General features: G+C 61.4%; 11 protein-coding genes and 1 pseudogene. 7 read left to right on the forward strand and 5 right to left on the reverse strand.

Annotated elements, in window-relative coordinates; all coding sequences use genetic code 11:
* Window positions 1-122: 122 nt before the first annotated feature.
* The gene (locus TSH64_RS16360) at window positions 123-647 is read left to right on the forward strand and encodes a hypothetical protein (protein ID WP_109446446.1); all 525 of its coding nucleotides are present in this window, start codon (window positions 123-125) and stop codon (window positions 645-647) included.
* A 106-nt stretch (window positions 648-753) separates the two neighbouring features.
* A complete protein-coding gene (locus TSH64_RS16365) occupies window positions 754-1,665 on the forward strand; it encodes a ribose-phosphate diphosphokinase (protein ID WP_109446449.1) in 912 nt (303 codons plus the stop codon).
* Window positions 1,666-1,717: 52 nt separating this feature from the next.
* Here the strand turns inward: TSH64_RS16365 and TSH64_RS16370 are convergent, their stop codons facing one another.
* Complete coding sequence (locus TSH64_RS16370) at window positions 1,718-2,062, reverse strand: hypothetical protein (protein ID WP_199237571.1); 345 nt, start codon at window positions 2,060-2,062, stop codon at window positions 1,718-1,720.
* Between the two features lie 473 nt (window positions 2,063-2,535).
* Here TSH64_RS16370 and TSH64_RS16375 point away from each other — a divergent pair, with 473 nt between their 5' ends.
* Entirely contained in the window at window positions 2,536-3,042 is a 507-nt protein-coding gene (locus TSH64_RS16375) for a hypothetical protein (protein WP_109446453.1), read from the forward strand.
* Entirely contained in the window at window positions 3,042-5,882 is a 2,841-nt protein-coding gene (locus TSH64_RS16380; RefSeq protein ID WP_109446455.1) for an EAL domain-containing protein, read from the forward strand. Before TSH64_RS16375 ends, TSH64_RS16380 begins: the two co-directional genes overlap by 1 nt.
* Before the next feature lie 11 nt (window positions 5,883-5,893).
* Here TSH64_RS16380 and TSH64_RS16385 read toward each other — a convergent pair whose 3' ends face one another.
* Complete coding sequence (locus TSH64_RS16385; RefSeq protein WP_109446457.1) at window positions 5,894-6,526, reverse strand: exonuclease domain-containing protein; 633 nt, start codon at window positions 6,524-6,526, stop codon at window positions 5,894-5,896.
* Between the two features lie 136 nt (window positions 6,527-6,662).
* Between TSH64_RS16385 and TSH64_RS16390 the strand changes: the two genes are divergently transcribed.
* Window positions 6,663-7,031 carry a DUF427 domain-containing protein gene (locus tag TSH64_RS16390; RefSeq protein WP_109446460.1) on the forward strand — a complete coding sequence of 123 codons (369 nt, stop codon included), beginning with the start codon at window positions 6,663-6,665 and terminating at the stop codon, window positions 7,029-7,031.
* A gap of 145 nt (window positions 7,032-7,176) precedes the next feature.
* A complete protein-coding gene (locus tag TSH64_RS36655) occupies window positions 7,177-7,299 on the forward strand; it encodes a hypothetical protein (RefSeq protein WP_282188153.1) in 123 nt (40 codons plus the stop codon).
* 148 nt (window positions 7,300-7,447) lie between these two features.
* Here TSH64_RS36655 and TSH64_RS36400 read toward each other — a convergent pair.
* The 3 genes and pseudogenes from TSH64_RS36400 to TSH64_RS35345 form a co-directional block, all read right to left on the reverse strand.
* Window positions 7,448-7,687: pseudogene (locus TSH64_RS36400) on the reverse strand (hypothetical protein); the annotation flags it as partial.
* A gap of 126 nt (window positions 7,688-7,813) precedes the next feature.
* Window positions 7,814-8,890: an IS5 family transposase gene (locus TSH64_RS16400; protein ID WP_109446462.1), complete on the reverse strand. Its 1,077-nt coding sequence runs from the start codon at window positions 8,888-8,890 to the stop codon at window positions 7,814-7,816.
* 364 nt (window positions 8,891-9,254) lie between these two features.
* Window positions 9,255-12,062 (reverse strand): hypothetical protein, encoded by a 2,808-nt coding sequence (locus tag TSH64_RS35345; RefSeq protein ID WP_146208034.1) that lies wholly within the window; start codon window positions 12,060-12,062, stop codon window positions 9,255-9,257.
* A gap of 275 nt (window positions 12,063-12,337) precedes the next feature.
* Here TSH64_RS35345 and TSH64_RS16410 point away from each other — a divergent pair, with 275 nt between their 5' ends.
* Window positions 12,338-13,060: a hypothetical protein gene (locus TSH64_RS16410; RefSeq protein WP_109446466.1), complete on the forward strand. Its 723-nt coding sequence runs from the start codon at window positions 12,338-12,340 to the stop codon at window positions 13,058-13,060.
* Window positions 13,061-13,082: the final 22 nt, after the last annotated feature.

Genomic DNA, 13,082 nt, shown 5'->3' on the forward strand with positions numbered 1-13,082 from the left:
GGTCGCCGCCACTCTAAAGAGGTTCCCCGGCAGCGTCGACGAATCCGCTTCCCTCCTCCGGGCGGACCGGCCGCCTCGCGCGTTCTCATTGCCAAGGACCAGCTTGCAGGAAGGCGAGGGCGATGTTCGAATCGGCGTCACGCGTGATGTATTTCCTGGCGGCGGCGACGCTCGGCCTGTTCGCCATGATGTTCATCGCCCTGTCGGCCCTGACGGTGGTGGAGGGGGTGGTGGCGCTGGACAGCGCCGTCCTGACATCGGCCATGCTGGACGGGGTGGGGATGATCGTGCTGGCCATCGCGGTGTTCGAGATCGCCAAATACCTCTATGAGGAGGAGATCGTCCGCGAACGCGAGCTGCGCCGCGCCGACGAGGCCCGCCGCACCCTGACCAAGTTCCTGACCACGATCATCATCGCCGCCAGCCTGGAAGGGCTGGTCCTGGTGTTCGAGGCGCGCACCAGCGAGATTTCCGCCATCGTCTATCCGGTGATGCTGCTGGGCGTGGTCACGCTGCTGGTCGTCGGGCTCGGCGCCTTCCAGCTGCTGGCGCGCAAGGCGGAGAGCATCCATGTCGATCCCGCCGCGTCGGAAGCGGACGAGGCCGATGAGGACAAGCGGCCGGCGGTGGAGGCCGGTGGCGATTAGGCCGACCATGTCGGCCTTTTGCCGTGCCGCCTTTTGCCGTGATTGACCCGCCCCTGCCGCCTGCGCCAAGCTTGCTGCCGTCCAAGGTGGTAGAGGGAGAAGGGGCATGGCCCGCAATACGGGCAATTACACGGCCGTCTATGGCTTTCCGGAATCGGCGGACGCCGCGCGCCGTCTGGCCCAGGCGCTGGAGATCCCCTGCCACATCGCCGAGCTGCACCGTTTCCCCGACGGCGAAAGCCTGGTCCGGCTGCCGGAGCCGGTGGAACGCGCCATCGTCTACCGCTCGCTCGACCGCCCGAACGAAAAGCTGGTCGAGCTGACGCTCGCCGCCTCGGTGCTGCGGCGCCAGGGGGCGACCGAACTCTGCCTGGTGGCGCCCTACATGGCCTACATGCGCCAGGACGCCATCTTCAGGCCGGGAGAGCCGGTCAGCCAGACGGTGGTCGGCGACTGGCTCGGCCGCTGTTTCGACCGCTTCGTCTGCGTCGAGCCGCATCTGCACCGCACCCACACGCTGGACGAGGTCTTCGTCGGCCGCCCGTCCGCAGCACTCAGCGGAGCCGCCCCCATCGCCGAGCATCTGCGGGCGAACGGCGTGGCGTCGGGCACCGTCATCGTCGGCCCGGACGAGGAGTCCGCCCCGCTGGTGGAGGCGGTGGCCGGCCCGCTCGGCCTGACCGGCATCGTCGGCCGCAAGGAGCGGCGCGGCGACCGCGACGTCACGGTGGCGCTGCCCCCCGACGCGCCGATCCACGGCCGGCCGGTGGTGATCGTCGACGACGTCATCAGCTCCGGCGAGACGATCTTCTCCTGCGCCCGCGCCGCGCGGGTGCTGGGGGCGAGCCGGGTGCAGGTCTATGGCGTCCATGCGCTGTTCAGCGACATCGTCGCCGAACGCTTCACCGCGGAGGGGCTGGGCCGGCCGCTGTCCTGCGACGGCGTGCCGCACCCTTCCAACGCCCTGTCGCTCAGCGGCCTTCTCGCCGACGCCATCGCGTCGTTCGGACGCGGATAGGCCGCCCCGTCCCGGCGGCGGCCGGCGACGCTTCGGATCCCCTGGGACGGCCTTACAGGGTCGGCCGGGGGACCGGCGTGCCGGCCGGGATCAGCTTGGCTCCCTTAGGCCGCTTGGGGCAGTCGCCGGACGAGTACCAGCGCGTGATGACGCCCTGTTCGACCAGGAAGCGCTGTTCGCAGCTGGCGTAATCGGGAACATAGCCCCACTCTTCCGAGTGCCGGCCGTTCGTCAGCCATGAATACTGATACCCGATCATCTTCGATCCGTTGTTCAGCACATGGCTGTTCTGCGGCGGGCCCCATGACAGGACCAGATCGTCTTCGGACGCTCCCACCCAGGACGCCGTGACGTCGGACGTGGTCTGGTAGCGCTGGCCCGAAACCAGATTTGACAAGGGCGAGCCGGCACATCCTTGAAGTGCGAGGCAGACCAGGACAACGGATACACGTCGCATGTCGGATCTTTCATCGGATTGAGACAAGATTGGAATGACCTGCGCCGGACGAAATAATCCGTGGGCAAAGCCGAGTAGGCCGTAATACGTGCTCAGTAACAGGATGGTTGCGCAAATTTAAAGTATCGTTTCCATCGATTCAACTTGGACGCACTCCCTCTGAGTGCCTAACCCGAATAGGGAAAGGATTTCGTCTTGACTTGAGTTGTTGCCTATCTTCGCCGGTCGATTTTCCCACCGATGCGGCGGGGTGGAGCGTGGAAAACACAGCAAGCGCGACGCTGTCCGCCGGCCGCCGCTCGGTAACACTAACGTTCGTGGTAGGATCTGGTGTAATCTGGCCTCCGGACCGGTGAGTGCGGCGGTCCGGATCTGGCGATGCGCGGGGGCAGTCCGTTGAGCGGAGGCGTGTGATGTCGAAGGTGACGGACGTCGTTCTTCGGATGGCCCGCAAATTGACCGAGGACATCGCGGCGCTGGCCCGCCTGCGGGCCGCCGGCAAGCCGAAGACCTTTCCGCGCTTCCGCGAAATCCGGGCGGCCTATCTCGACATCCAGGGCCTGATCTTCTCGATCCAGGAAAGGCTGGAGGTCGCCGGCAAGGAGCTGCCGTCGAATTTCCCTCAATGGGTGCTGCGGCAGAAGCTGAGCGCCATCGCCATCTTCACCGACATCAGCCATTCCTTCGTCAGCGACCCGCCGCTGGCGCTGACCGCCTCGCTGGGCGCCTTCGACGTGCTGGTGGCGGAACAGAAGGCCTTCAACGAAACGCTGCACACCTTCGACACCATGCTGATGGAAGCCGGCATCGACGACAAGATGGCCGACGAGCTGGACGCCACCCGCAGCAAGATCGAACAGATCCTCGGCATGATCGAAAAGCTTCTGTTGACCAGCCCGAAGATCCTAGAGGAGTTCTGATGCCGGAACCGGCAGCCGATCCCAAGGCAGATCCGATTGCGGACAGCCCGTCGGCCTCCGGTCCGAACCCGACAGCCCGTCGCGTCCTGCGCAATCCTCACATGCCGGTGGCCGTCCCCCTGCTGGCCCTGATTGTCGGCGCCGGCCTGTCCCTGCTGGCGATGCTCCAGTCCGAGCATCTGCTGGCGCGCGAGGAGGCGCACCGCTTTTCCGCGCGGGTCGAGGAAATCCACGGCCAGCTGGCCGACCGCATCAAGGTGTACGAGCAGGTGGCACGCAGCGCCGCCTCGCTGGCGATGACCTTCCCCGACATGCATTGGACGCAGTGGAGCCGCTTCGTCGAGGCGCTGGACATGCCGCAGCGCTATCCCGGCATCATCTCCATCGCCTATGCCCGCGCCGTCGCGGCCGAGCGGTCGGGCGATCTGGTGGCGTCGATGCGGGCGTCCGGCCTGACGGCCTTCCGCATCTGGCCGGAGCATGCCGGGGCGGACCGGGTGGTCAACATCTTCACCGCCCCGGTCAACGAGGCGAATGTGCGGGCCATCGGCTTCGACATGATGTCGGAGGCGGTGCGGCGCTCGACCATCGAACGGGCGCGCGACAGCGGCGAACCGGCCGCCACCCGCGCCATCACCCTGAAGATCGACGAGGCGGCGGGGGCCAGGCCCGCCTTCATCCTCTATCAAGCGACCTACCGCGGCGATCCCCTGCCGCCGTCGCTTGAAGCGCGCCGCGCCTCCTTCACCGGGGTGGTGCTGACCCCGGTCCGGATCGGCCCGCTGGTGGACGGGCTGATCGACGGCCAAAGTCCCGACACCGGTCTCGAGATCTACGACGTGCCGCCGGCGGAGGCCGAGTTTCCGCTCTACCGCAGCCACCGCCCGCTGGAATCCGCGCCCACGATCACCCTGAACCGCGAGCTGCCGGTCGGCGGGCGCATCTGGACCGTCCGTTACGACCGGCTTCCCGACGGACTGTTCACCGCCCATGACTGGGTGCCCGGCGCCCTGCTGGCGGTCGGCCTCGCGCTCAGCATCGCGCTGTCGCTGGTCCTGCGCATGGCGCTGGTGACCCATTCCCGCGCGGTCGAGCTGGCCGGCGAGATGACCGCCTCGCTGCGCCTGCAGGAGGCGGAGCGGCAGCAGCTGTTCACCCAGGCGCCGCTGGGCATCGCACTGCTCGGCACCGACGGGCTGGTGCTGGACTGCAACCCGGCCTTCGCCGCCGCCGCCGGCCTGCCGCGGCAGGGGCTGGTCGGCACCGACGCCCGGCTGCGCTTCGGCGACCAGGCGTCGGTCGTCGCGCTGGAGGCGGCGCTGCATGGCGAGAGCGGCAAGCTCGAATCCGACCAGCCCCTGCTGATGGGCGGCCGGCGCAGCCATTTCAGCCTGCATTTCCAGCCGGTCACCGCCGGGGGTGCTTTAAAATTCGTCCTGGCCTTCGCCGAGGACATCGGCGAGAAGCGCCGGGCCGAGCAGCACATCCAGTATCTCGCCCATTTCGATGCGCTGACCGGCCTGCCCAACCGCGTCCTGCTCTACGACCGCATCGCCCAGGCGCTGCGCGAGGGGCGGCGCGACGGCACCAAGGTGGCGGTGCTGTTCATCGACCTCGACCGCTTCAAGGTGATCAACGACAGCCTGGGCCACAGCTTTGGCGACGAGGTGCTGCGCTCGGTGGCGCGCCGGCTCCAGGCGGGGTTGCGCGAATCCGACACGGTCGGCCGGCTGGGCGGCGACGAGTTCCTGATCGTCGTCCGCCGGGTGACGGAGCCGAAGGACGCCGCCCGCGTGGCGGAGAAGGTGGTGGCGCATCTGGCCAGCCCCTTTGCCGTCGGCGGCCAGAATTTCGTGGTGACGCCCAGCATCGGCATCAGCCTGTACCCCGACGACGCCGACGATCCCGAAGGGCTGATCCGCTGCGCCGACATCGCCATGTACCATGCCAAGGAGCAGGGGCGGAACGGCTTCCGCTTCGTCACCAGGGAGATGGGCGCCAAGTCGCGCGAGCGCCTGGATCTGGAGAGCGCGCTGCGCCAGGCCATCCGCGAGGGCGAGCTTTTCCTGGTCTACCAGCCCCAGGTCGACACCCTGACCGGCCGCATCGTCGGGCTGGAGGCGCTGGTCCGCTGGCGCCATCCCGAGGAGGGGCTGATCCTGCCCGGCCGTTTCCTGCCGGTGGCGGAGGAGACCGGGCTGGTTCTGGCGATGGGCGACTGGGTGCTGTCCGAGGCCTGCGCCCAGATCCGGCGCTGGCGCGCGCGGTTCGGCCTGTCGATCCCGGTGGCGGTCAACGTGTCCGGCGCCCAGTTCCGCGACGGCCAGCTTCCGGTCACGGTCGCCCGCGCGCTCGACGCCAACGGCCTCAGCGGCTCCGAGCTGGAGATCGAGGTGACGGAAAGCACGCTGATCGACGACATCGAATCGGCAGCGGCCACCCTGGCGGCCTTGAAGCAGCGCGGCGTGCTGATCGCGCTGGACGATTTCGGCACCGGCTATTCCAGCCTCAGCTACCTGCATCGCCTGCCCATCGACAAGCTGAAGATCGACCGTTCCTTCATCCACGACCTGTCGACCGGCGCCAGCGACGCGTCGGTCCCGCGCGCCATCGTCGGTCTCGGCCGCAGCCTCGGCCTGTCGGTGATCGCCGAGGGGGTGGAGACCCAGGAGCAGTTGCAGCTTCTGCGCGATCTGGCCTGCGAAAGCTACCAGGGCTTCCTGTTCAGCCGCCCCATCCCGGCCGAGGAGGTGGAGCGGCTGCTGGAGACGCGGACGGCGGTGCAGCCCCCCATGCAGCCGCCCGTGCAGCCCCCCGCGCATCCGGTGTCGGCGGAATAGGGCGCCGCGTCTCACTCATACACGGCGTCGCGCGGGCCGGTATCGCCCAACGCCATCTTGACGAAGGCGTCGGCCGTCAGGTCCGCGTCGAGCAGCGCGCCATGGTGGGCGAAGCGGTCGCTCCGGTCGAGCCACAGCCGGTCGCACAGCGCATCGAGCGAGCCGGAAGCGCCGGGGAAGGCCGCGTGCGACATCTCCTTGGTGCAGATGAACCGGTCCGCCGGGAAGGTTTCGGCCCCCCATGCGGCGCGTCCGCAGCGCGCGAACTCGTGGTTCAGGAAGTCCATCTCGTTCTCATAGGCATGGGCCACCAGAAGATCCTCGCCCAGGAAGGCGAGAAGCGCGTCGGCCACCTCGGGAAAGCGGGGCGCCGCCTTCAGGTCGGCGGGCTTGATGCCGTGCACCTTGATGGCGTCGGGATGGAGAGGGGCGTCGGGGTTGACCCGCGTCTCCCAGCTGCGCGCCTTCCTCCAGCCATCCCCCTCGCGGAGAAGCTCGAGACACCCGATTTCGATGATGATGCCGGGCTGGCGCAGGCCCTTGGGCGCCTTGCGGATGTCCTGGAGGCTCGGCAGGCGCCGTCCGGTCGTCTCGATGTCGATCGCGACCAGCCGGTCACGTCCTTCCCATGGCTGCATGCTCATTGAGATCCAATCTTTCCTCGGTGGAGCCACCTGTGGCACGGATGTGAAACGAGGACAACGCTCCGTCACACCGCCCAGAGTAGCATGGCGGAAGCGCCATGACCGGCGCGACCGCTGGCGAGCAAGGAGTATCGCTGTGAAAATTCCCGGTCCCGAGCATCCCATCGCGATCGTCCCCAACCCGAACCGGATCCGTGTCGTCTTCGCCGGCCGGGTCGTCGCCGAAACGGCACGCGCCCTGACGCTGACGGAGGCGACGTTGCCTGCGGTCCACTATATTCCCCGCGCGGATGCCGACATGACGGCCTTCGAGCGCACAGCGCACACGACGCATTGCCCTTACAAGGGCGATGCGTCGTACTACAGCCTGCGCGTGGGTGACCGCGTCGCGGTCAACGCTGTCTGGACCTACGAGACTCCCTATCCCGCCGTGGCCGCGATCCGCGACCATCTGGCGTTTTATCCGGACCGCGTCGATTGCATCGAAGAGCACGCGGTCCCATAGCGGCAGCCGGCGGAAGGCTCGGCCTGCGGTGTGGTTGTGATCGCGATGCCCGGACGCCTCCGTCCCGCGCGCCATCGTCGGTCTCGGCCGCAGCCTGGGCCTGTCGGTGACCGCCGAGGGGGTAGAGACGTAGGAGCAGTTGCAGTTGCTGCGCGATTTGGCCTGCGAAAGCTACCAGGGCTTCCTGTTCAGCCGCCCTATCTCGGTCGAGGAGCTGAAGCGGCTGCTGGAGAAGCTGACGGCGGTGCAGCCGCTGTCTGCGGAGTGATGGGCGGGGAGTGAGGGCTGACGCCTGCTTTCAGAAGTTCAGGCGGCGTTGAGGGTGGGAATCTCGGCGAGGTCGGCAGCATCTCGCGGCCAAGCTGGTCGAGGTCGTGCTTAGCTTGCAGGGTCAGCCACAGCTCTGGCCCGTTGCCGCACAGCTTGCCGAGCCGCAGCGCCATGGCCGGCGTGACCGGCTGTTCTTCCCGCAACAGGGTATGCAGGGTTTGGCGCGACACCCGCAGCAGTTTGGCGATCTCGGAAGCAGGCCGGTCCAGAGTCGGAAGTACGTCTTCGCGCAGGAGGGCGCCGGCATGGAGCGGGGCAAGGCCACGCCGGACTGAAGAGTCCGTCATCAGTGATAATCCTCTAGCAGGTCGCGGAAAAACGAACATATTTCGGCTTTTTGCCTCCGCTGAGGCTTGGAAATGGCGGTTCAGCCGCCCGTTTTTGTTAGAATGGAGCGCCTTTTCGCGCTCTGAGATGCCCGGAGCCACCGTTCAGGGGGACTCCAGGCGTAATTATGCCGCCGCCAGCAGCTTGGGCAGGCGGATCAGGTTGTAGGCGGTAGCGGTCAGGGTGAACATCCAACCGACGCGGGCCGTGCCGCGATGACGCGTTTTGCGCAAGCCAGCTCCCTTGATCCAGCCGAACAGCTCCTCAATCCGTTTGCGGATGCGCAAGGACACGGCATAGCCAGGGTGGCGGGTGGTCCGGCCGTCGATCGCCGAGCGGCGATTGCGCGTGTTCTGCGCGACGTGCGCAGCGGCGCCCAACTCGCGCATGTTCGCCACGAAATCCTTGGTGTCGTAAGCCTTGTCGGCGCCCACCGTGATGCGGTGACGGCCGGGGATCGCCTCGACCATGGACACCGCCGCCTCGCGTTCGGCCAAGCCGGTGGCTGCCGTCAGCCGGACATTCACCACCAGGGCGTTCCGGTTCTCCATCAGGGCGTGGCCCATGAAGGCCAGCTTCGCCGGCTGCCCGTTGCCCTTGCGGTACAGCCGCGCTTCGGGATCGCTGGTCGAGGCATGGGTCTCGTTGGACCGCTTCTCACCATGGAAGTCGCGGTCGCCGTTGCGCCCCGGCCCCGGCGGCTCGCCGCTACCGTCCTTGGGCCGGAAGCTCTTCACCGACGCCCAGGCTTCGATCAGCGTCCCATCCACCGAGAAGTGCTCGTCAGACAGCAGCGCCTTGACCCGGGGTTGACCCAGCACGGTGGCCAGGAACTTGGCCGCCACATCGCCGGCCAGCAGGCGCTCACGGTTCTTGGTGAACACAGTGACGTCCCACACCGGGACGTCCATCGACAAGCCGACGAACCAGCGGAACAGCAGGTTGTAGTCGAGCTGTTCCATCAGTTGGCGTTCCGAGCGCACCGAGTAGAAGGCCTGGAGCAGCAGTGCCCGCAGCAGCTTCTCCGGCGGGATCGACGGTCGCCCGATCGTCGAGTACAGCCCCTCGAACGCCGGCGACATCACCTCCAGCGCTTCATCAACGATGGCCCGGATCGGTCGTAGAGGATGGCTCGCCGGAACACGGGCCTCACAGCTCACATAGCTGAACAGACCCTCGCTGTGTTCGTCCGATCCCCGCATCGTCCCCTCGTCGGCCGCATTCTCTTCGAACGGAGAGAATCACGACCGGCAGGCCGGGCATAGCCTTTTTCCGCGGCCTGCTAGATCGTTGGCGATGGCATGGGGGGCTTCCCAGGCGAAGGTAACGCGCCAGTTGGCCGTGACCAGCACCGACCAGCGCGGCGGAGCACCTTCCCGCCCATGGAAGTGGAAGCCGGACAAGTTCTGGTCATCCGGCTTCCCGACGGCAAGGTGGCCCCTATGTCCGCCAGCGTCCTCGACAACGGTCAGCACCCTAGCGGTGCGTCATGGCCGTTGACCAGCAGTTGTTCGGGGTCGTGAGCACTATCAATACTGCTGATTATAGATGTACACACTCATTCTGTCACCACTTTTCAATAAAAGTTACAAATTCAGCTAGTGAGTTTCTCCCTGGAACTGGTTTTGCCGAAAATTCAAGGGGGAATCCTATTTCTAGTTCTTGAAAATTAATATTCAAGCCAACAGCGCTAGGTATTAAAAAGTATTTTTCTCCGTCTAAGCCGGAAATAAAACCATAATTACTAAATTTCTTCTGTAAAAATCCAATTTTTCTTCCTGGAGGTAGCCAGTCTGGAATTATTAACCTTACATTTATTGCGCATATTCTAGAGTCATTCTGCCCAATATCAAATATAACACCTTTGCCGTTAAGCCATTCTGTAAATGGAGCTACACTTTTAAACTCAGTGATCGAAAAGAAAAAACGGTCTCCTTCAAAATCGATGAATCCAAATTTTTCACGTACGTTGTGAATAATTCCTTCAATATCATTTTTCTTATCTGGCAGTTGGACTCTTCTTGGAATATAGCGCTCCATCAAAGATTCTCCCTGAAAATATAATAAAAACCATTCTTTAAACTCTCTAACCTCTCGTATTTCTGGAGTACCATCATAAAATTTCACAAGATTAACAAATAATCCATTAGCCCGCGATATATTATTTCGTGTGATTCGATCAATCTCGCTTTGGTTTACGGCCTCGTACGCCGTACGAAAATCCTTCATTGCTGAGAGACAGGCAGGCATGTTGTCTTTAGACGACTCAAAGTCAGCAAGACGAAGATAGTACTGGAAATTTGCGTCGATAACCCGTCGTTGTAAACGTGGCTGCAAGTCTTTCATACGCAATAGTATATTTAGGCGTTCACGAGCTTCAGGAAATTTGCGACGGAACAGATCCAAGCGCGCTGCGCCAAGTAATAGATGCGGACTTCCAGGATCGTGTTGCAACCCACTTTCATATTGTTCTAGAGCAGCTTGTACTTCATCTAGGCAACGGAAGAGAAAGTCACCATACCATAACCGTAATGGAGCATGAGTAGGCGCAAGAGAAACTGCCGCTTCGTAAGCTGCTTGAGCTTTAACATAATTCTGCTGGAGAGCCGCGACGCTAGCTTCAACTCGGCGTACCTCAAAGAATGTTGGAGCTAAATCTAATGCTGAATTAACTTTATCCTCAGCGCCAACATAATCTTTCTTCTTAATATGAGATATGGATTCAAGAAGAATTCTAGCAACAACATAATCGCCCTCAGAATGAACTGTTATATTATCCATATCGTATGGATTCTTGTTAAGGAGCGCTTCTACTTCTTCTCTTGCGGATATAAGTTGTTGTTTTCGTTTCAGGTATGTGCGTTGCACTTCAATGCTCGGACGCACATAATTTCTTAGGTAAAGAGTAGCGAGCTCTGAAAGAGAATACGTCTCCCCTTCATACCCCTGTTTTGATGGGCGAGATGTTATCAAGTTAGATGAAAGTAGGCTAGAAAGAGTAGACTGTACTGTTGAGCTATCCATATCAGTAAGGTAAGATAATGTCGCTTGGCTTCTAGCGCCTCCTACGCAAACAAGCGCTGACATAATTTTCTTTGCTTCATCATTTAAGTGATTATATACATTAGACAAGCAAAACTCTAGTATAAGTCTCGGATTTGCTAGAATTGATTCTGGCCTCTGACCGGAGCGAATAGCTTGTATAAACCATTTTATAAAAAGAGGATTGTGCTGCAGCTTTCTACAGTAATCAGATACCCTATCTGAAGATGCTTGAGCATAATCAGAAAGTCCCCACACGCGAGACGTTAAGCGAAAATAATGTTGTGCCTCCTTTTGATCAAAAGGAGGTAGGTTTATTGGAAAGTCAAACGCACCTATGCTTACACGTGAAGTAAAAAGAACTTTGCTGCCACGTGGAATCTTCCTCACTAGATTCCTAATATTATCATCCAAAATCGTTTCTAAATTATCAATTATTAAGAGTATTTCAAATGCAGCGAGATTTTTTATTAACTGTTCAAGAGGGTCTGCCCCTTTATTTGTCGCGATAAAAGACGAGGCTGCAGTAAAAATCCCCAATGAGTCAGTAATAGCGTTATCAATCGAAACAATTTCGGTAGGAGTTAATTTATTAGCTTTTGCAGTAGTCCAGACAATAGCTTGAAAGGGACAAGTTGGGTCATCTAGTAAATCATAAGAAACTTTTAGCGCAAGGGCACTCTTCCCTAACCCCCCTTCGCCAGTAATTGTCACTACTGGGTAGGATCCTAATATAGCTTGCTTTGTTGCCTCAGCTATATCACCTCGTCCAATAAAACCGGTATCATCAAAATCAGGAGATGGGAGGTTGTTAAGAATATTGCTCTCAGGCTCTTCAAGGGGACGAATTGATAGGCGAGTAACATAGTTTTTGTCTTCATTAATATGAGAAAGCATAATCCGAAGATTATTCCAAATATCAACCCGTCCTTTTGCAAGGTGCTTGGCCAGATCGGAAATGCGCCCGTAATCATCAAAATGTAATGGGCGAGAATGCATTACTCTGTTCCGTATGGGTACAGCGGATTTTAGCTGTTCAACGATCTGCTTAAAATATTTGTCTGTATCAGATCCGAGAGTCTTTCCGAATGTTATGCAAATATCAATAACTTCAGATAAGTTTGTATACAGGAGAAGATCTTTGCTTTCAAAATCTGTAACGGCGTCTTGGTCTCGTGCTCGACGGTCTCCGAGCTGCGTCATTATCACAGGGTTGAACAGGCGCTCGATGGGAAATTGACAAAGTATATGGTTTCGGATCAGAGCTCTTAGGTCTTCTTCGATTGCAGAGATGATAGCGAAAAGGCTGAGCCGGTGGATGGTTGCAGACATAACCTCTCCTTGTATAGGTATAATGTAGTTCGCAATTTTATCTTCATTCTCTCATTATGCGCAATGTCTTGCGATATCAAAAATATGGTTAAACACGGGGGCAGGGCCGATGGCTCCTACCCTTCGCTCTTTCATAGTCAGGCCGACGTTTAGAGTGCGGATCAAAACCGCTCTGAGGCTGAGGGAAACTCGCCCGCGCTTTCGCAAAACCTCACCATTCAAGGAAAATTTTCCTGTAACCTCTCTGCAAGCCCCCTCGCTTGTGGAGTCCCGCCATGCCCCTCGATCCCCGCAGCTTCACCACCGACAATTTTCCCCGCTGGGCCGAGGAGCCGCCGACTCCGTCGGAAGGCTCGCTGGTTCCCGGTTCGCAGTTCCACGAGGAACAATGGATCATGGCCGCCGGCATGCTGGCCCGCGGCAACAGCTTCCTTCAGGTGTCGCGCGCCATGGGGTGCAGCCGGACGACGCTGTGGCGCGCCTATTACGGCTCCAAGGATTTTCGTCACAGGGTCTGGTGGGAGCGGCAGGCGCTGAACCGCGAGGCCGAACTGCGGCTGTCCTCGCTGCGGGTGCTGGTGGCCGAGCAGATCGAGCGGCTGGTTTCCTCCGGCGATCCCGCCACCGTGCGCTGGCTGGCCGAGCGGCTCGGCCTGTTCGCCGGCCTCGACCTGCCCGCGGCCAAGCGGCAGGCCGCGCAAGCCGACCGGCACTCCGCCCAGCACTCCGCCGAACCGCCCGCCCCCAGGCCGGCCCCGAAGCCCGAGGACCCGCCCGCCGTCATCGTCCCCGAACTGGACGACGACGACATCCCCGGCGCCCTCCGCGAGCGCCATCCGCCCAGCCCGGCCCTGGTCGCCGCCGTCGTCGCCCAGCCGGAGGCCGCCGGGCCGAAGGGCGTCTTCCCCTACACCCTCAACCAGTATGAGGAGTACCCCAACCTCAACCCCGGCCCGGTCAGCCGCCGCGGCGTCGGCGCCTTCTCCTGGCAGCGGTAGGGGGCGGCCGGACGATGGAACA

This window comes from Azospirillum sp. TSH64 (genome assembly GCF_003116035.1).
GTDB lineage: Bacteria > Pseudomonadota > Alphaproteobacteria > Azospirillales > Azospirillaceae > Azospirillum.